Source organism: Deinococcus sp. Leaf326, assembly GCF_001424185.1.
In the GTDB taxonomy this organism is placed as follows: domain Bacteria; phylum Deinococcota; class Deinococci; order Deinococcales; family Deinococcaceae; genus Deinococcus.
In genome coordinates this window covers 15,975-32,145 of the sequence record NZ_LMOM01000036.1, presented here as the reverse complement: position 1 = coordinate 32,145, position 16,171 = coordinate 15,975, and the positions used below count along the sequence as shown (strand labels likewise).

26 protein-coding genes are annotated in these 16,171 nt (G+C 64.7%); 13 read left to right on the top strand and 13 right to left on the bottom strand.

All coding sequences use genetic code 11. The features are described from left to right. Nucleotides 1-154 precede the first annotated feature (154 nt). From ASF71_RS13075 to ASF71_RS13060, 4 genes are all read left to right on the top strand, one after another. Complete coding sequence (locus ASF71_RS13075; protein WP_082506006.1) at nt 155-805, top strand: glycosyltransferase family A protein; 651 nt, start codon at nt 155-157, stop codon at nt 803-805. A gap of 35 nt (nt 806-840) precedes the next feature. Then, entirely contained in the window at nt 841-1,023 is a 183-nt protein-coding gene (locus ASF71_RS13070) for a hypothetical protein (protein ID WP_056300864.1), read from the top strand. 99 nt (nt 1,024-1,122) lie between these two features. Continuing rightward, nucleotides 1,123-1,302 carry a hypothetical protein gene (locus ASF71_RS13065; RefSeq protein ID WP_056300862.1) on the top strand — a complete coding sequence of 60 codons (180 nt, stop codon included), beginning with the start codon at nt 1,123-1,125 and terminating at the stop codon, nt 1,300-1,302. A 117-nt stretch (nt 1,303-1,419) separates the two neighbouring features. Then, nucleotides 1,420-1,725 carry a hypothetical protein gene (locus tag ASF71_RS13060; RefSeq protein WP_082506007.1) on the top strand — a complete coding sequence of 102 codons (306 nt, stop codon included), beginning with the start codon at nt 1,420-1,422 and terminating at the stop codon, nt 1,723-1,725. 113 nt (nt 1,726-1,838) lie between these two features. Here ASF71_RS13060 and ASF71_RS13055 read toward each other — a convergent pair whose 3' ends face one another. Next, a complete protein-coding gene (locus ASF71_RS13055; RefSeq protein WP_056300855.1) occupies nt 1,839-2,096 on the bottom strand; it encodes a hypothetical protein in 258 nt (85 codons plus the stop codon). Nucleotides 2,097-2,119: 23 nt separating this feature from the next. Between ASF71_RS13055 and ASF71_RS13050 the strand changes: the two genes are divergently transcribed. From ASF71_RS13050 to ASF71_RS23800, 6 genes are all read left to right on the top strand, one after another. Then, complete coding sequence (locus ASF71_RS13050) at nt 2,120-2,365, top strand: hypothetical protein (protein ID WP_056300852.1); 246 nt, start codon at nt 2,120-2,122, stop codon at nt 2,363-2,365. Between the two features lie 18 nt (nt 2,366-2,383). Beyond that, nucleotides 2,384-2,680 carry a hypothetical protein gene (locus ASF71_RS13045; RefSeq protein WP_056300849.1) on the top strand — a complete coding sequence of 99 codons (297 nt, stop codon included), beginning with the start codon at nt 2,384-2,386 and terminating at the stop codon, nt 2,678-2,680. 14 nt (nt 2,681-2,694) lie between these two features. Further along, nucleotides 2,695-2,904 (top strand): hypothetical protein, encoded by a 210-nt coding sequence (locus tag ASF71_RS25160; RefSeq protein ID WP_056300845.1) that lies wholly within the window; start codon nt 2,695-2,697, stop codon nt 2,902-2,904. A 191-nt stretch (nt 2,905-3,095) separates the two neighbouring features. Then, nucleotides 3,096-3,422, top strand: coding sequence for an HU family DNA-binding protein (locus ASF71_RS13035; protein WP_056300842.1), 327 nt, complete (start codon nt 3,096-3,098; stop codon nt 3,420-3,422). Between the two features lie 112 nt (nt 3,423-3,534). Beyond that, entirely contained in the window at nt 3,535-3,954 is a 420-nt protein-coding gene (locus ASF71_RS23805) for a hypothetical protein (RefSeq protein ID WP_156372799.1), read from the top strand. A gap of 521 nt (nt 3,955-4,475) precedes the next feature. After that, complete coding sequence (locus tag ASF71_RS23800) at nt 4,476-5,291, top strand: hypothetical protein (RefSeq protein WP_156372798.1); 816 nt, start codon at nt 4,476-4,478, stop codon at nt 5,289-5,291. Nucleotides 5,292-5,737: 446 nt separating this feature from the next. Here the strand turns inward: ASF71_RS23800 and ASF71_RS23795 are convergent, their stop codons facing one another. From ASF71_RS23795 to ASF71_RS13000, 8 genes are all read right to left on the bottom strand, one after another. Beyond that, nucleotides 5,738-5,884 (bottom strand): hypothetical protein, encoded by a 147-nt coding sequence (locus ASF71_RS23795; protein ID WP_156372797.1) that lies wholly within the window; start codon nt 5,882-5,884, stop codon nt 5,738-5,740. A gap of 35 nt (nt 5,885-5,919) precedes the next feature. Further along, entirely contained in the window at nt 5,920-6,366 is a 447-nt protein-coding gene (locus ASF71_RS13025) for a hypothetical protein (protein ID WP_056300837.1), read from the bottom strand. Between the two features lie 192 nt (nt 6,367-6,558). Next, nucleotides 6,559-6,942 (bottom strand): hypothetical protein, encoded by a 384-nt coding sequence (locus tag ASF71_RS13020; protein WP_056300834.1) that lies wholly within the window; start codon nt 6,940-6,942, stop codon nt 6,559-6,561. A 54-nt stretch (nt 6,943-6,996) separates the two neighbouring features. Next, on the bottom strand, nt 6,997-7,224 hold the full coding sequence (locus ASF71_RS13015; protein WP_056300831.1) for a hypothetical protein: 228 nt from the start codon (nt 7,222-7,224) through the stop codon (nt 6,997-6,999). 102 nt (nt 7,225-7,326) lie between these two features. After that, nucleotides 7,327-7,476 carry a hypothetical protein gene (locus tag ASF71_RS23790; RefSeq protein ID WP_156372796.1) on the bottom strand — a complete coding sequence of 50 codons (150 nt, stop codon included), beginning with the start codon at nt 7,474-7,476 and terminating at the stop codon, nt 7,327-7,329. Beyond that, entirely contained in the window at nt 7,473-7,781 is a 309-nt protein-coding gene (locus ASF71_RS13010) for a hypothetical protein (RefSeq protein ID WP_056300827.1), read from the bottom strand. Before ASF71_RS13010 ends, ASF71_RS23790 begins: the two co-directional genes overlap by 4 nt. Nucleotides 7,782-7,917: 136 nt before the next feature. Beyond that, entirely contained in the window at nt 7,918-8,172 is a 255-nt protein-coding gene (locus ASF71_RS13005) for a hypothetical protein (RefSeq protein ID WP_056300826.1), read from the bottom strand. 121 nt (nt 8,173-8,293) lie between these two features. Beyond that, nucleotides 8,294-9,091 (bottom strand): hypothetical protein, encoded by a 798-nt coding sequence (locus tag ASF71_RS13000; protein ID WP_056300820.1) that lies wholly within the window; start codon nt 9,089-9,091, stop codon nt 8,294-8,296. On the opposite strand from ASF71_RS13000, the gene ASF71_RS23785 reads away from it, so the two are divergent. Beyond that, a complete protein-coding gene (locus ASF71_RS23785) occupies nt 9,047-9,268 on the top strand; it encodes a hypothetical protein (RefSeq protein ID WP_156372795.1) in 222 nt (73 codons plus the stop codon). The two genes, ASF71_RS13000 and ASF71_RS23785, sit on opposite strands and share 45 nt — an antisense overlap. Nucleotides 9,269-9,641: 373 nt before the next feature. Here ASF71_RS23785 and ASF71_RS12990 read toward each other — a convergent pair whose 3' ends face one another. From ASF71_RS12990 to ASF71_RS12980, 3 genes are all read right to left on the bottom strand, one after another. Next, nucleotides 9,642-9,920 carry a hypothetical protein gene (locus ASF71_RS12990; RefSeq protein WP_156372794.1) on the bottom strand — a complete coding sequence of 93 codons (279 nt, stop codon included), beginning with the start codon at nt 9,918-9,920 and terminating at the stop codon, nt 9,642-9,644. Nucleotides 9,921-10,035: 115 nt separating this feature from the next. Further along, a complete protein-coding gene (locus ASF71_RS12985) occupies nt 10,036-10,911 on the bottom strand; it encodes a ParB/RepB/Spo0J family partition protein (protein ID WP_056300810.1) in 876 nt (291 codons plus the stop codon). Continuing rightward, complete coding sequence (locus ASF71_RS12980; RefSeq protein ID WP_056300807.1) at nt 10,908-11,663, bottom strand: ParA family protein; 756 nt, start codon at nt 11,661-11,663, stop codon at nt 10,908-10,910. Before ASF71_RS12980 ends, ASF71_RS12985 begins: the two co-directional genes overlap by 4 nt. Before the next feature lie 244 nt (nt 11,664-11,907). Here ASF71_RS12980 and ASF71_RS12975 point away from each other — a divergent pair, with 244 nt between their 5' ends. Beyond that, a complete protein-coding gene (locus ASF71_RS12975) occupies nt 11,908-12,216 on the top strand; it encodes a transposase (protein WP_056300805.1) in 309 nt (102 codons plus the stop codon). Beyond that, entirely contained in the window at nt 12,213-13,079 is an 867-nt protein-coding gene (locus ASF71_RS12970; protein WP_056300873.1) for an IS3 family transposase, read from the top strand. The genes ASF71_RS12975 and ASF71_RS12970 overlap by 4 nt, the downstream gene beginning before the upstream one ends. Nucleotides 13,080-13,313: 234 nt before the next feature. On the opposite strand, the gene ASF71_RS12965 is transcribed toward ASF71_RS12970, so the two are convergent. Beyond that, nucleotides 13,314-15,509 (bottom strand): nuclease-related domain-containing DEAD/DEAH box helicase, encoded by a 2,196-nt coding sequence (locus ASF71_RS12965; protein ID WP_056300802.1) that lies wholly within the window; start codon nt 15,507-15,509, stop codon nt 13,314-13,316. Between the last annotated feature and the right edge of the window lie 662 nt (nt 15,510-16,171).

Below are 16,171 nucleotides of genomic sequence, written 5' to 3'. Positions count from 1 at the left end.
GGCAGCGGCCAGCTTCCGACAGTGCAAGGAGAGAGGTCCAGATCCTCGCCTGGACTTGCGGGATACGCTTCAGGACCTGCTCCCTGGGCACAGTGAGGAGGTCTGGAGCGTCCCCGCAGAAGCGCCGCCTTCGACTCCTGGGCGCGTTCGCCTGATGACGACGAATCTCCAAAGCAGCGCAGGCCAAGCACTGAGCGCCCCTGTTCGGGTGAGTGCCGTCATCCTGGCAAAACATGGGGCAGCGTGGGTAGAGCAGGCCGTCCGCAGTGCCTTGGAACAGACCCTGAACGAGCTGGAAGTGATCGTGGTGACCGACAGGGCGGACCCCGCCGTGCGCGGGGTCCTACAAGCGCTGCGAGACGTCCGGCTGACCGTGCTCGATTTGGCCTCTCCTCTGCCTCCCGAGCACGCCCTGAATGCTGGAGTGCAGGAAGCGCGAGGAGAATGGATTGCGCTCCTCGATGACCGTGATCTCTGGCTCCCCGACAAGCTCGCCAAGCAGCTGGCCTGGAACCGGACGCCTTATGCGGACATCATCAGCAGCCGGCTGATTCACCGCACAGCTCGGGGCGATGAGGTCTGGCCCTGGCGCTTATACGAAGGTGGAACCTTGCTCGGGGACTACCTGTTTGACCGAAAGGGATTGGGTGCTGGTGAGGCCATTCTTCAATGGTCGACCCTGCTGATCCGGCGCAGCGTCCTGCTGGCTCAACCCTGGCCAGCGGTTCCGAGATATCCAGAATGGGACTGGCTTCTCGAGGCGGTCGAAGTTCATGGCCGGTCGATCACGATGCATCCAAATTGAGGGTGCCTGTCCGCGACACTGTTTATCCTGGATGGATGACGGCAAAGGACAGAGCATTCAGCATGTTCACCAGCGCACGAGAAGTCGACGAATGGCTCGCACATCAACGCCGCCTTGTGCAGGAGATCGTCACGCGGCGCCAGGAATTGGCGGCTGTCGATGCCCAGCGGAAAGCAGAGTGGGAAGAGATCCAACGCCAGTGGAACAAGCGGGAATGAGGCGTTGCCCTCCGACTTGTGCGTGCTCTTTCTGTTTCGCGTGAGCCCACCCTCACCTGCCCGAACGGTACTCGTCCAGTGGGGAGCCTACAGTGCGGCATGCTCGAAAACGACTGGCCGATGTGTAGTCAATGGAGCAAGAAGGACCTGGAAGCCTGGATGGTGTATGCCGATGCACACGTGAAAAAGATCGTGATCCGGTGCCGCCAGATCGCGTCCCAGACCATGGAGGCGCAGGCCATCTGGCAAGAACACCTGTGGCGAAGCACTCATGCTTAAAGGCCGCAGAGCATTAGGCAACACGGACTCCCTCACCCACACGTCTTTGACTTCGGCGGGGACGCGATTCGATGCGGTATGCGATCGGCAGAGACCATGTCACTCAGATACCGCCTCATGACCACCCGTCCGCTCACACTGTGGCAGTCACGAGTCCTGCTCCTGCTGACGTTGGAGCCGCAGTTGGTCGAAGAGATCACGAACCGAATGGCCGACCGGGGCGCAGTCCTGAACACCTCCCGCATGCGGCAACTTCTTGAGGAACTCACCGCTGCCGGGCTGGTGACCCAGACGCCAAGGCAAGGGAACGCGGGTACGCGTTACGGGCTGGGCGCTGGGCCGGCGATTGATGCGGCGCTTGATCAGGCCTATGAGGTGACCGAGGGGCGGTCAGCGTCCTTGCCTCGTCAACCTCACCCCTGATGCAGGGCTCAGGCGTTTTGGCCCCGGCAGATGCTGGAGGGGACGGGTGCTCTGGGAGGCATAGACCAGCAACCACAAGTTGTCAGTCTTGCCATTCACTGTAAGGAGCAAGACTAGAGGTCGCCCTCCGGCTCAACAGCCCCCATAGGTCTCCCCTCAACCGGAGTGGACGCCGCCTCCGGCACCTGCACCTGCCATTGCAGGGGATACTTCTCGGCGATCCACCAGCCCGGCACGCGCTCCCAAATGAGCGGCCGCCCCGCATCCTCCACACTCGCTGTGCGCGCCTCATGCGCCGTCTCGAATGGCCCCAGGCGCCGCGTTGTCTCACCACTGGGGACGTGCACTACATCCGCGTAGAACGCTGCCATCCCGGCAGGGTAGCGTGCCCCGGATGCCCGCCCACCTCACTCCGTCACAGATCGCACTGCTGCTGGACGAGTTATACGGGCGTGCCGGTCAGGGCTGGCCGCCCGAGATGCGGCACTGGCAGCTGGCCGATGACCTGGGCTGCCACCCCGAGGTGCAGGTCGCCGCGTGGGACCTCTGGCAGACCGAGCTCGAGCTCACCGGCCAGGATGTCGGGCGCGCCGGAGCCTGGTTAGATTTCGGGTTCTATGAAGCCGTGCCGGTCGAGTGACTGACCTACCCTGTGCCGATGTCTTCTCCCCTCACCTTCTGGCAAGTCCGCATCCTGCTGCTGCTCACCCTGGAGCCGCAGTCGGTCGAGGAAGTCTCGAACCGGATGGCCGAACGCGGCGCAGTCCTGGACACCAGTCGAGTGCGCCAGCTGCTCGACGAATTGCTCGCGGCCGGGCTACTGACCCAGACCCCACGCAAGGGGCACGCTGGCGCCCGCTACGCCCTGGGTGCAGGCCCGGCCATCGACGCGGCCCTCGACCAGGCGTATGAAGTCGTGAAGGGGCAACCCGCATCCGGCCCGCGCAAGCCCTGACCTACCCTGGGACCATGCCCCAGCACCTGACCCTGACCCCCGTGGCTCCCGAGGGCGCCACGCTCGACGTGGCCCTCTACGGCGCGACCTACCGCCTCACCGGGGAGGTCTCCGGCCAGAGTGTCTTCTGGTTCGACCTGAGCCCGACCTACGCGGTGGACTTCGACCGGGTCGTCGCGGCCGCAGTCCGGGGCGAGGATGCCTCCCTGAGGGCCACCGTCTGACGCTCGAGGCTGAGCAGCGCCGGAGGCGTGGTGACGGTGCACGCGGAGGGGTCGGGCGAGGCCTCGGGCGGCGCGGACTGGACGCTCGGGCCGGACGCCGCCGCCCAGTTGCAGGCCTGGGTGATCCAGAAAGCCTGAAAGTGTTAGGTGGCGTTACATCTCCCCTACCTCGTTGTGCCCAAGATGCAGGCATGACGAAAAAGACCGTGGGGAGCAAGCCGGCCGCAGCACCGACCGAGGGCAACAAGATCGCCAAGATCCAGCTCGTCCTACAGGTCGCCGAGAAGACCGGCCTGACCAGGAAACAGGCGGACGAGGCGATCAGCGCCCTGCTGGACGGCACGGTCGAGGCCCTGCGCGCCGGCAAGACCGTGGGTCTGCCCGGTCTGGGCACGCTGAGCGTCAAGGCCACCGTCGCCCGCACCGGCGTCAAGCCCGGCACGAGCGAGAAGATCCAGATCCCGGCCGGCAAGAAGGTCGGCTTCAAGGTCGCCAGCACCCTTAAGGGGACCCTTTAACCCGTATGGTCCATGCAAGGGGGCGGGCCGGACACCTGATGGTCTGGGCCGCCCCCTTTAGGGTAGGAGTACAACGTCGCAGCCACCCTCCGGGGCGATCTACTCTATCAAGATGACCTCGGATCCTGGCAACTGCGCACAGATTGAGCCCGAAGAGGCAGATCGAATCCCACTCAGACCTGAGCGTCGCCGAGGTTGTACGCGCTGGGGTTGTGGGCTTTTGGCCGTCCCTGTCATTCTCGTTGTCTTCATCTTGATCGGCGTCGGCCTTCTACCAAGGATTGGGCCGCCCAGTCCTGTTGGGGATCGTCAACTCATTTTTGTCGTCAACTGCGAGCGCGCGCTCAAAGAGAAACTCAAATTCCCGACGACCGCATCCATTAGCAGTGCCTGGGAGGACGGAATCCTGGACACTGCCTCTGGCTTCAAGTGGGTTGGGCATACAGAGATAGAGGAGAACTCCGGTGCAAAAATCAAGACGACCTTCTCCTGTTCTGGACCAGCCGATTCACCGGTTATAGAGATTAAGTAACTGCGAAAAGAGGTTGCCGTATAGGGCAAAAATGTGAGAGGAGCAGGTCGTTTTTAGAGGGTTACGCCTTGATTCAGACTGACAGGAGATGCCAGCGGAAGACGCTCTGCCTCTTGGGAATCAGGTAGAGGAGAGTGTCCCTCTTCAGCCTGGCTCGCTGGGGGAGCATGTCAGGGGTATCCACTGATCGGCCTTCTCATCGCCTATGCTGCACTAGACGGTAAATACAATCGACAACCGAGTCGGGCCTGCACAACTTCGACGCCTGAATCGATTCTCCTTGGTGGATCGTCGAGCCCCTTTGGCTCCGCACCGGAGGCTGTTATGAACCGTATCCCTTACTGCCGTGCCTGGCCCCTGATGTCAGCTTCTTTTGTTTTGTTGCTGGCGGCTTGTTCCCCCCTCAGACGCCTGGCCCGACTGCGGACTCGCCACCCATGTGGGTCGGCGACCCTCTCCAGCCATCACCGGTCCATGGCCCGCTCTTGGGCGCACCCGCCGGGTTGAATGTCCGGGTAACCTTGAGTGCCGATACCGCACCTTATCCAGTTCAAGTCACAGCCACTGGAACGGCCACTCACGTCATCACTGATGACGAGGCAATGGCATTTGGAATCGATCAGTCTGGCCTTCTGAAGGTGGGCCAGGCTTTCCTGGGTCAAGCTCCAGACGGCGCCGTGCTCCATGGGCCGACCCCCTGGGGTGACCTGTATTCCACTTATAAGTGGCCCGAAGTATACAGCACGCTGACTCCAGCCAACACTCAGGGAGAAAGCAACGTCAGCGTGGTGACGCTGGCGCAGCGCACGCTGTCAAACCCTGGTACGCAACCCCTGGTGGTTGAAGCAGGACTGAGTGTCGTTGCTCAAAATACCGTGAGTTCAAGTTGGGTCGGGAACATGAACAGCTTCAGCCCCGGGCCAGCGCTTGTCCGCACGGTGGTCTGGCCACAGCAAAGTGCACCGTTCAGCTTGACCGGGACATGGGGCAAAACAGCTACAGCGACTCAAGACGTCGCGCTGGGCCGGGCTGCGAACGTGCCAGTCAACCTTGCGCCCGGCCAGACTGCCACCACCACACTGACCGCCAACACCAACACTGTGCAGGCTGTATCTCATTGGAACGTGACCGTTGATGGCGTTGTGGCCGCCTATTATGCTGACCGGTTCAAGGATCATTATTTCTGGGCCTTTCCGTTGCCTACTGGGATGGAAGCTGCCGGACTCTCGCCCAAGCAGATGATTTCCGAACACCTCATGGCGCAATTCTTCACCGGGGCAGTGATCACAGTACGCGACTCTGCCGGCGTGGTGTTGGCTACAGTACCAGTCCCCTGAACCTGGAAGTGACGGCTTTACCCAGGAGTGCCTAGCGATACTGCTGGTATCTCCAGCACTGGCATGAATGTGATTTGGTGGCTGACCCAGTCTTCTCTGGGGCGGCGGCGTAGGCCAGGGCGGGCAGCTGCTGGGGGAGGGTCGTGGGCGTCGTCATGGTCGTGATGTTCGCTCTGTCTGCCACTCCGGTGGTATGCGGCAAACGTGCGCATTGTGTGTGCTGGACAGGGGCAACCCTCTCCCCTCCCCCTCTACGCCAGGCGCAGCTTCAGGACCAGCCGGGCGAGGCGGCCGTGCCAGCTCGGGCGGGCCCACAGCGCCTCCAGCTCGGCCAGCGTGGCGCCCCGGAACAGGTGCGCATAGATCTCCCACTGGGTGCGGGTCTGCCGCAGTCCCCAGGCCAGCAGGGCGGCCCGGCAGGCATCGCGCTCGGCGTAGGTCTCCAGCTACCCGGCCGCTTCCTCCAGGGCGAGCATGCGGGTGATCACCCCGTATTCCTCCTGGGCGTCGAGGCGCAGCGCTTCGGCTGAGCGCTGCACCGCCCGCCCGATCTCCTGTAGGCGCACGTCGGCCGCGTAATAGGCCTCCTGCACCAGCGCCGGCCGAGGGGTTGCCCCCCGCGCGCCCCTTACGCCGCACCCGCCAGCAGGGCCGCCGCGTAGCCCAGCACCGCCGACACCTCGTGCGGCTGGAGCTGCGTCAGGCTCGTGATCGGGCGCTGCACGACCACCTGCGCCAGGGTGTAGTGGTGGGGGTGCCGGACGCCCAGGCGACCCAGCTCGCGGTGGACGGCCGAGGCAGCGGGCTTGCCGATCGTGGTCCGGAACTCCTCGAGCAGGGTCAGTTCGCCGTCGCGGCGGGCGGCGCGGAGCACCTCGTCGGCCCGCGCCCAAGGGCAGGCCTCGCCGTTGATCGAGGCGGTGATCTCGCCGTCGCCGTCCGCGCTGAGGGTCACGACGCACTCGCCCAGGCACACCTTGGCGCTGCCCGACTCGTAGCACCCGTACAGGACGGCCTTCCAGGTCTTGCTGACGTTGCGGATTTCGGTGGTGGGCGCGGTGGTAAGGTTGGTCATGGTCTTCTCCTTGGTCGGGGGGGATCGGAAAGGGCGCGAACTTCTTTGCGGGGGTTTCGCGCCTTCTTCTTGGTATTCATATTCGCTCTGTTCGCGGGCAAACAGGTGTGTCTCAGACATGCGGATTGTGTGTACAGGACAGGAAAAACCCCGCACCCGGCAGAGCGGAGCGGGGCGGCGGGACAGCGGGGATCAGCTCAGGGCTTCGGCCGGCGCGAAGGCGCGCAGCATCGCGGTCGTCACGGGGGCCAGCAGACCGGCCGCCATCGCCTGGGTCACCGGCCACTCGGCGGCCAGATCGAGCAGCTCCCGAATCTCGGCCAGGTCCTCCGGGTCCGGGCCCCACTCAGGGAAGACGTCATGGAGACTGCGGGCGAGCGCGGCCTCGACCTCGTCCCGCGTCAGGGGCAGCTCGACAACCAGGGCATAGTCGGCGGCCCGGTGGCTCACCGCCTCGACAAGGTAATGGCGGGTCAGGCCCCGCTCGGTGGTGACGGTGGCGCCGCAGAGGGGCTCGCCGGCGTCGGTAGCGCAGAGGTCGGTGGAGCGGAGCTGGGCAAGGGCGAAGTAGTGCATCAGGGATCTCCTCGAGGGGGAAAGGGGCGGGGCCAGCCCGCCCGAGTGGGGTCTTCAGGCGGCGCGCTGCTTGACAGCCTGGGCGAGCAGCCCGAGCGCGCGCATCCGGGCGTAGGCCACCGCCTTGACCTGATCGCGGTCGATCCCCAGGGCAAGCTGCCGCCCGCGGAACACCGCGTCCGCCTCGTAGCGGTAATCGTCGTCGAGGGCGGAAAACACCTGGATTTCAGCGGCGAGTTCGGCGGCAGTGGCGGTGTTCAGGGCGTTCAGGAACGGATTCATGGTTGTGATGCTCGCTCTGTTCGGGGGCCGGATGGTGTGTCTCAGACGTGCGGATTGTGTGTGCAGGACAAGGAAAACCCCGCACGCGGCGGGGTGGCGGAGTCAGTGCATCCAGCGCGGCGACGCGGCGGGTTGAGGCGGAGCGGGTGCCGGGGTCAGGGCGCGCAGCATGGCCAGCGTGACGGGCAGAAAGCGGGCCGCGCGCGACATCGTGGCCGTGGTGGGCGGGGTCAGTTCCGCGTGCCCGTTCACGGCCCGGAGTAGGGTCCCCAGGGCTGCCCGGCCGCGAGGTCCAGCAGCGACCGGATGCCGGCCAGCTCTTCGTCGGTCGGCTGCCAGCCGGGGATGGCCCGGCGCCAGCTTGCGCTGATGCCTGCTTCGATCTGCGCCCGGGTGAGGGGCAGGTCCACGACCAGCGCGCAGTCCGCCGCCCGGTGGCTCACCGCCCCGATCAGGACGTTGCGCCCAGCGGAGGTGGTCACGCCGCGGAGGGGTTCGCCCTCTTCGGCGGCACAAAAAGCGGCCGGGGTGGGCTGGGCGAGCATGAAGGAGTGCATTCGGGTCTCCTTCGGGAAAACAGCGTCTGGGACGAACGCCCAAGGCGTCGGCATCGGCGGGTGAGGGCCAGGTATTTTCCGAGCCACTCTGGGGGTGAAATAGAGCCGCCCGGAAGCGGCCTCGGGCGGGCCAAGGTCAGCCCCAGCTCGGCTCGACCGACACCCCGGCGTGGTCCTGGGGCAGCGCCGAGGTCCAGGCGCCACAAGCCAGCAGGTGGGCCTGATCCCAGGTCAGCAGCTCAGGCACGCCGGGCAGCTTCAGCAGGCGGTTGGTCAGATCGTGGGGGCCACGGGCCTCTACCCGGGTGAAGCTGTCCTTGACGTGCCAGTTCACGAGGTCGAAAGAGCGGGTGGCGGGGGCGGTCGCGGCGGTGGTCAGGGCGTCGTTCATAGCGTTAGTTTCGCTCTGTTTGCGGGCAAACAGGTGTGTCTAAGACGTGCGAATTGTGTGTGCGGGACGTAGAAAACCGCCCGCACCCCGGAGGGCTGGGCGGCCCGGATTCGCCGGCGGATCAGGCAGGATTCACGCCCCGGCCCCAGGCGCTGACCCGCAGGTTGAACTGCCGGGCCTGCTCGTAGGCGGCGTCCTTCGCGGCGTCAGGCGTTCCGGCGCGCTGGAGCTTCTGGGCGGCCCCGCGCAGACCGGTGGTGACGTCGAACAGGCGGTCCCAGGTGGCGTTCGCGCCGTCCACGTCCCCCTCAAGGGCGGCCACGTCCACGCGGGCCTGGAGCAGGGCGGCTTCGGCCACCTTGGTGCCGTGGGTATTGCGGGCGATCTTGGCCTCGTTCAGCGCGACCTGCAGGTCGGGCAGAGCGGCGGCGCGCTCGGCCGCGTCCATGCCCTGGAGGCGCAGGGCGGTGCCGACCTGGTTCCAGGCCTCGGGGGTGAGCTCTTTGGGGGCGGCCACGCTGCGGGGGGCCTTCGCGGCGACCGGGGCGGCGTCGGGCTGTACGGGCGTAGGAGCGGCCTCCGGGGCAGCGGGAGCTTCCTCGGTCTCCAGGGGCGCCACGGGCATCTCAGGGGCAAGCGGGGCCACTTCGGCAGGGGCGGCCACTTCGGCGGCGGGCAGTTCGGGCTCGGCGGCGGGAGTGACCTCCAGGACTTCCGGGGCAGCTTCCGACTCGGTGACTTCGGGGGCGGGCAGCTCGGCCGCAACTTCGGGCTGGGCGAGGGCTTCGGCGGGGGCAACCTCGGCCACCGGCTCGGCCTTGAGGGCTTCGCGGGTCTCGGCCTCGAGGCGCAGGATCTTGCGGCGGCGCGAGGCGTGCGCGGCATTGCCCCCTTCGCCACGTTCGAGGGCGCCGTCCATGATGCCCAGCAGGGCGCGCGCTTCGGCCCAGCGGCCGGCGTGGGCAGCCTCGTGGGCTTCGGTGACTTGGCCTCGTTGGCGAGCAGCGCCACCACCTCCAGCGCCACGTCGGCGTTGTCCTGGGCCTGGGCGCGGGCCTTTGCCCCGAGGTGGGTCCGGGGCAGTCGGCGAGCCTGAGCGAGCAGGCTCTGGGCGCGCTCGTGGTTGCTTACCGCCGCGATCACGTCGTTGGGCGCGAACTCCTTCTCGAAGCTGAAGTCGGAGAGGATCTCATGGGTCGCCCACCAAGCGGCTCGGAGGCGGCGGTAGAGACGCTTGGGGTGGCCGGCACCGAGGCGCGCGGCGCCAGAGGGACGGATCATCTCCGGCTGGGTGGCGCGCACGAGGCGGTCAAGGCGTTCCTGGGCGGCGGGGCTGAGCTTCTGGGGCGCGTTCATAGGGTGATGTTCGCTCTGTTTGCCGCCCCGGTGGTGTGCGTCAGACGTGCGGATTGTGTGTGCGGGACGGCAAAAAAAGCCCCGTCCGGAGGCGGGGGCCGGGGCGGAGGGGCTCAGCCTTCCCAGTAGACCCCGACGCTTTCCAGACCGACGTGCTCGCCGCCTTCGTGGACGTCCACCCGGAGGCGGCTGCACAGGCCGGAGGGCTGGAGCAGAGCGGCGCGGCGCAGCGCGGCGGAGACGCCGGGGTGGACGCGGAGCTGGCTGGTTGCGCCGTCCTCGTCGGCAATTTCGACGGTGTGGTGGGGCATCCAGTCGTCCCTCACGGTCGCGGCGGCTAAGTCGATGGTGATGGTGGGGGTGGTGTTGCGGACGGTCGCTTCTTCGTACATGGGTCTATGTTCGTTCTGTTTGCCGGCAAATAGGTGTGTGCGAGACGTGCGCTCCATGTGTTCGCTCCAGAAAGAACCGCCCTGGAGGGCGGCAGTTCGCTCCGGAAAGAACGGCCTACTCCTGACGCCGGAGCACCTCGGGCATCCGCGCAAGCCAACGCTCCACGGCCTTCTTTTCGTCGTCGGGTAAAGCGCCCATGAACCGGCGGCTAGTCAGGCGCCGCACGGCCAGCGAAGTCGAGGGCTCAACCGGAGCACGCTGCTTCTCACGTAGCTGGTCGACTGCAGTCATCAGTTCCGCCCGCGACGCGCCGCCCTGAGCCAGAGCGATCAGCTCGGCGTGATGCTCCTCGGGTGCCCCTACGATCACGCTGGCGAGCGTGCGGGGCAGGCCGGAGCGCAGCGCGTCGAGCAGTGGAGCAGGCCAGTTCAGAATGTGGAGCTTGTTTTTCGCATAGCTACCCCACTGCTCGCCCAGGCTGGAGAACACCTGCTCGAGTTGCTGGTGGTCCTCGCTTGGTTCTTCCCGGAGCAACTGCATCAGGCGGCCGCGCGCCTCGTCGCGGGAGAGGCCCAGCACCGAGGCGACCAGATCCAGCTTCGCGGTCACCTCGTCGATCAGGCTGAGATTCTCGCGCTGCAGGTTTTCCATCAGCGCAGCCACTCTCGCCTGCCGCTCGTCCAGGTCCCGGATGATCACTGGTACCTCCTCCAGGCCGGCGAGCTGGGCCGCCCGCCAGCGGCGCTCGCCGGCCACGATCTCGTACCCGTCTGGCACCGGGCGCACCAGCAGCGGCTGGAGCACGCCCTCGGTGCGAATGCTCTGGGCGAGGCTCTCCAGCGCCACCTCATCGAAGTACTGCCGGGGCTGTGCGGCCCCAGGGCGCAGATCGGCCACCTGTAGAGTCAGTTCGGGGCTGTGGGCCAGCGCACTCGCGCCACCCAGCAACTCGGCCAGGCCCTCACGGCGGGGGGGACGCTTGCGGGTCATGCCCGCACCCCCAGCGCCCGGGCGACCTCGGCCGTCATGCGCAGGACGTCCTGGTGCACGGGGCTGCCCGGAGCATAGACACCGACCGGTTCGCCGGCCAGGCTGGAGTCGAGCCACACGGCAGCACGCTCGGGCACCGGCTCCCCCAGGGGCGACAGGTGGGAGCGTAAATCTTCCAGGACTTCACGGTCGTGCGAGCGCCGAGCGTCGTACATGGTGGGCACGTAGAGGGCGACCCGTAGGTGGGGCCGCACCCGTCGGTAGAGCGTAGTGGCTTCCTGTAGACCAGGCATGGCGTCCAAGCCCTTGGCGCGGGTGGGGATAGGCACGATCAGGCTGTCGGCGGCGGCCGCGCCCAGGATGGCGAGCTGCCCCAAGCTGGGGGGGCTGTCGATCAGGACTACGTCGTACCGGTCCGTGACCTCCTGGAGGGCCACGTGCAGCGAGCTGTGGGCGCCGGGGAGGCCCATGATGCGCGCCTCCGCGCGGGCAAGATCGACCTTCGAGGGGATGAGATGCATGCCGTGCACCTCAACGGGCGTGGGGAGGGAGCTGCCCTCGACCGCCACATCGAACACGGTCTGCGCCAGATCCACTTTCCGGACCCCCAGCCAACTCGTGAGATTGGCCTGCGGGTCGAGGTCGATGAGCAGGACGTGGTGCCCGGCCTGGGAGAGTTGATAGCCGACGTCACGGGTAAGGCTAGTCTTGCCGGCCCCACCCGCGTGGTTGAACACCGTGGCAGTGATCATGGCGGCACCATATCGTGTTCTTTCAGGAAAGAACTTTTCGGTGCTCTATTTTGAAGTGCGTGCGCGGCGGAGGTCAGGCATGACTTTCTGGAGATCCAGGAACACCTCGCCTAACTGCACCCGGAGGGCTGGGTTTTCGTTGGCTGCTTCGAACACCTTCTCCAGACAAACCCCTATTGGAGCATTTGATGTGGATAGAGTTTTGTGGAGGGTAAGTTCAGTGTGATTCACACTGGAGGACAGAATGTCCGTACCCAAGCAGAAATTCACCGCTGAGTTCAAACACGAAGCCGTCCGGCTGGTTCGCACAACCGGAAAGAGTTGCGCCCAAATTGCCCGCGACCTCGGCATTCCCCCTCACTACGTCGTCCGGTGGAAGCAGCAGCAGGACACCCAGACAGCGGCCGGCCGCCCAGTCTTCACCGGGCGGGGCATCCTCGCCCTTTCGCCTCAGGAGGTTCGCCTGAAGGAACTGGAACGGGAGCTGGAAATTGCACGACAAGAACGGGATGTCCTGAAAAAAGCGCTGGCCTTCTTCGCGAAGCAGCCCTGATCTTCAGGTTCATCGAGCGGCATCACAACGAGTTCCCGGTGGAACTGATGTGCCGGATTCTGGACGTGAGCATCAGCGGGTACTACGCTGCGCGGAGAAGGCCGGAGAGCGAGAGGATCACGAAAGATCGCGTGCTAACCGAGAAAATCAGGAGCAGCTTCGAGGAGAGTCGGGGAACGTACGGGGCGCTGCACATCCAAGTCGACCTGCAGGCACAGGGAGAGCAGGTCAGTTGTCAGCGGATCAGGCGACTCATGCGACAAGCTGGGCTTGTCGCGCGTGGGAAACGGAAGTTCCGCACGACGACCAAAGCGAAATCTTCGCGTCCAGTCGCGGAAAACATTCTTGATCGGGTGTTCACTGCGGACGGCCCGAACCGGAAGTGGGTCACGGACATCACGTATGTCCCTACCTGTGAAGGCTGGTTGTACCTGGCGACGGTCATGGACCTGTACTCGAGGAAAATGGTCGGCTGGGCGCTGAATGAGCGACTTCAGACGCCGCTGTCACCAGCGGCGTTGGAGATGGCCGTGGCGCGTCGGAACCCACCAGGCGGACTCCTGCATCACTCGGATCGAGGGAGCCAGTACACGAGCGATGTGTACCTGCAGGCGCTGGACAGATTGCAGGCCGTTCAGAGTATGAGCGAGGCGGGGAAATGCTGGGATAACGCTGTTCAGGAAAGCTTTTTTGCGACTTTGAAAATGGAGATGGGACTCAGTGAAGCGCAGTGGGGCCGTGCCCAGACACGGACAGAGGTGTTCGAGTGGATTGAAGTGTTCTATAACCGTCGCCGTCGTCACTCGTCGCTGGGGTATCAGTCACCGACGGCCTTCGAGGAGCAGGCCTACATCCTGAACTGAGTCTCCACCAAACTCTTGACAGATCAGGTTGGGACGATCCTGTCCGGGCGTCCGATACCTTGCAGACGGGGACGTTCTGGATCGCTATGAAGTCAGGGATCATCCTGCAGCCCGCGCTCAGCGCGGCCACCACACTGACAGACCCTCATAGGTGGGAGGACAGTGCTCAGGCCTGTACCAGAATGCAGCGTCATGAACAGGAATTCGACTGGATTTCTGGGGTGGGCGGTGGTCTCAGTTGCGGACGTCGTCGAGTTGCCGGCGAGGCTGGCGGTATGTAAAGCGCAGTTCCGGACCACTCGCCAGCACCCGCCGGATCTCGCTGGCCAGCGGCACGCCGTCCATGCCGGATCCGCTGAGGTGCACCCAGCCGCGACTGCGGCTGATTCCGACGAACAGCTGGTTACACAGGCGGATGACATCCTCATGCGCCGCGATCCGGTCCACGCCGACCACATACACCACGTCCGCCTCGTTCCCCTTGGCCTGCATAACTGGGGAGACCGTCACGGCCCCGTCACGCCAAAAGCCATTCGGATCCGTATCCGGCCACTTTTGCCGCGGGGCATTCACGTCTTTATTGCCGGGCAGGTACACACTGATATTCACGCTGCGCAGGGCCTTGAAGACATCTTCCTGAAGCGTGTACGGTTCCCAGTCCAGACCCGGCACGACGATCAGGATCTGCCGGCTCGGATACAGGCCGTGCACGCTCAGGTCCTTCTGCACGCGCTCGATCAGCGCCATGAGTTCCGCCCGGCGGGTCGGGTATGTATCGAAGGTGACGAGTGGTTCGTCCGTCAGGCCTGCCAGCGGATTCGGCGAGTTCTCCGGCGAGCGGGTCAGAGTAACCTCGCTGCCGCTGCGAAACTGTCCGTTGACGTCGTACCCGATGGCCTGCCAGTCGGCGCGGTTGGTCAGGCCCGCGAGCATCCCACCCTCGCGCAGCAAGCCCATCCCGAGCGCGTGCGCGGCCAGCAGCACCGGCCCTGGCGTGCGGTAGCAGCGGTTCATCACCTCGCTCTTCTTGATCCCACCCTTATAGGAGACCCCCGGCCCGAAGATGGCGGCGCCCGCGTCCCCAAATAGTTCCCGCGTGTTCGGGATAGTCAGCGTATCCAAACTCTGCGCCTCGTCATACCCCCAGATCAGCCGCCGCGCTTCTGGCTCCCCTGTATCCAGCAGGACATCGCGTGCCACTGGACGCAGGCTCTGATAGGCCATCCAATAGAAGTCCTGCTTCTCTTCGAAGTTCAGGGCTGCTTCCTCGTGTACGAGGTCCTGTCCCTCGTCAATCAACACCGCGTCGAATACCTGTAGGGAGGAGCCCGTGAGCTGCGCGTCAAGTAGGAGCGCCCGACACGCGAAGAGGAGCTTGCTGGTCGGGCTACCGGGCGGCGTGCGGTCTACGGTGAGTGGTGTGACGCCCACCTGAGAGGCCAGCGTGCGGTAGAAGCCTGGCTGGTCCTTACTGCCCCACGCGTGGAGGATCCGCAGGCGATGCCCGACAGTCTGCAGGGACTGCTCTCCCCCACTGGCCTGCCGCAGCCAGTGGTCGACTTGAGTGCGGATCTGGTCATACAAACTCCGGGAGAAAAATACCAGCGCGATGTTCCAATCCGGGTGGCGCAGGTGCATGGTGGCGGCCTTCTGTGCGAGCAACACGGTCTTCCCGCTGCCGGCGATCCCACGGATACGCTGCGGGCCGGGCAGGATGGTCTTGGCGATGAGTTCCTGCTGCAGGTCGAAAGCATGCAGGTGCCGCGCGGCGCGCGTGACGAGGTCTGCCCGACGGGCTGGCGCGGGAGCCACCACCGGGACCGGAGGACGGATGATCCGTTTGGGAATGTTCCCACTAGTCCCCAGGGCACTACGGAGCGTCATCCACGCCGTATCGTCCAGCGGCGCGCCGTAACGCACAGATGGTGTTCGCGTTAATGCAGCCCGGAGTTGCGCAGGCGTCAGTTGATCTGCGAACAACATCGGCACATCGCTGAGCAGATGTCCGAACCGCTCGTCCCACGCTTCACGCGTGATCAGCGGGAGTGCCACGAGGGCTCGCGTGGCGAGTTGGGCGAGGTCACTGCGGCGTATAGCCATTTCCCCGAGCAACTGCGCTTGCTTGCGGGCCTGCTCGTATGGATTCAGGTGCATCTTGCCGTAGTAGGGGCGGGTGAGATCCCACCGATAACCACTTACGCCTGCGATCAGGTCCAGCGGCAGGCTCTTGACCTCAATCACTGTCAGGCCAAGCTCTGGATCAGCGATCAGGATGTCCGGTTCCCGCACCGTTTCACGAGTCACCAGGGGGTAGCGCCAGAATCCCAGGGCTTCATCGCCAGCATATGCGGCTTTGACAGCCTCGAAAACCCGCGCTTCCCCATGCTCTCCCGGGCCGCCGAAGGCTTCCGTTACGACAAATTCCGCCACGTCTATGAGGGTAGCGTATAGCGCTCCCCCAGCAACCTGCAAATCAGCAGGAACGTCAAAGCTCTACTGTAGTGGTATGGCGCAGGAGATTGGACATCCATATGGCACCGAGAATGCGCAGGAACCCGCAGATGGAATGGGAGCCGCCGGAGGGGAGTTCAAGACGGACGTGTCTTCTCTCAGCTGATGAACGTCTTGTGGTCACAGGTGACTATCGGAGTGTCCGGATGCTGGGCTGAACTCCACAAGTCCGCAAACAAAGCGGCCATTCCTTTGCACCTTCCATCCCACACATACAGGTGATGAATATGCGATACCTCCTGAGGAACTCCTTGTCAGGAGGATCGACTTGCGGACTTGTGGAGTTTGTCCTTCGGATATTTGCGGATTGGTGGAATTCCACTTGCGGACTTGTGGAACTGAACATCATCAAGGCATTGCGGACTTGTGGAGTTGGCCTACTAGAGACTTGTAGATTCGTGGAATTTCGGTGGGATACCGGGTTGCGGACTCGTGGGATTCTAGTTGCGGACTTGTGGGGTTAAGACCGACCTTAGTTGCGGACTTGTGGAATTGAGTGCATTTTCAGTTGCGGACTTGTGGAATTGAGTGCATTTTCAGTTGCGGACTTGTGGAATTCTACTTGCGGACTTGTGGAGTTT

Coding starts and splice junctions, on each gene's coding strand:
- ASF71_RS13075 (WP_082506006.1), top strand. CDS start 155: ATGACGACGAATCTCCAAAGCAGCGCAGGCCAAGCACTGAGCGCCCCT.
- ASF71_RS13070 (WP_056300864.1), top strand. CDS start 841: ATGACGGCAAAGGACAGAGCATTCAGCATGTTCACCAGCGCACGAGAA.
- ASF71_RS13065 (WP_056300862.1), top strand. CDS start 1,123: ATGCTCGAAAACGACTGGCCGATGTGTAGTCAATGGAGCAAGAAGGAC.
- ASF71_RS13060 (WP_082506007.1), top strand. CDS start 1,420: ATGACCACCCGTCCGCTCACACTGTGGCAGTCACGAGTCCTGCTCCTG.
- ASF71_RS13055 (WP_056300855.1), bottom strand. CDS start 2,096: ATGGCAGCGTTCTACGCGGATGTAGTGCACGTCCCCAGTGGTGAGACA.
- ASF71_RS13050 (WP_056300852.1), top strand. CDS start 2,120: ATGCCCGCCCACCTCACTCCGTCACAGATCGCACTGCTGCTGGACGAG.
- ASF71_RS13045 (WP_056300849.1), top strand. CDS start 2,384: ATGTCTTCTCCCCTCACCTTCTGGCAAGTCCGCATCCTGCTGCTGCTC.
- ASF71_RS25160 (WP_056300845.1), top strand. CDS start 2,695: ATGCCCCAGCACCTGACCCTGACCCCCGTGGCTCCCGAGGGCGCCACG.
- ASF71_RS13035 (WP_056300842.1), top strand. CDS start 3,096: ATGACGAAAAAGACCGTGGGGAGCAAGCCGGCCGCAGCACCGACCGAG.
- ASF71_RS23805 (WP_156372799.1), top strand. CDS start 3,535: ATGACCTCGGATCCTGGCAACTGCGCACAGATTGAGCCCGAAGAGGCA.
- ASF71_RS13025 (WP_056300837.1), bottom strand. CDS start 6,366: ATGACCAACCTTACCACCGCGCCCACCACCGAAATCCGCAACGTCAGC.
- ASF71_RS13020 (WP_056300834.1), bottom strand. CDS start 6,942: ATGCACTACTTCGCCCTTGCCCAGCTCCGCTCCACCGACCTCTGCGCT.
- ASF71_RS13015 (WP_056300831.1), bottom strand. CDS start 7,224: ATGAATCCGTTCCTGAACGCCCTGAACACCGCCACTGCCGCCGAACTC.
- ASF71_RS13010 (WP_056300827.1), bottom strand. CDS start 7,781: ATGCACTCCTTCATGCTCGCCCAGCCCACCCCGGCCGCTTTTTGTGCC.
- ASF71_RS13005 (WP_056300826.1), bottom strand. CDS start 8,172: ATGAACGACGCCCTGACCACCGCCGCGACCGCCCCCGCCACCCGCTCT.
- ASF71_RS13000 (WP_056300820.1), bottom strand. CDS start 9,091: ATGGACGGCGCCCTCGAACGTGGCGAAGGGGGCAATGCCGCGCACGCC.
- ASF71_RS12990 (WP_156372794.1), bottom strand. CDS start 9,920: ATGTACGAAGAAGCGACCGTCCGCAACACCACCCCCACCATCACCATC.
- ASF71_RS12985 (WP_056300810.1), bottom strand. CDS start 10,911: ATGACCCGCAAGCGTCCCCCCCGCCGTGAGGGCCTGGCCGAGTTGCTG.
- ASF71_RS12980 (WP_056300807.1), bottom strand. CDS start 11,663: ATGATCACTGCCACGGTGTTCAACCACGCGGGTGGGGCCGGCAAGACT.
- ASF71_RS12975 (WP_056300805.1), top strand. CDS start 11,908: ATGTCCGTACCCAAGCAGAAATTCACCGCTGAGTTCAAACACGAAGCC.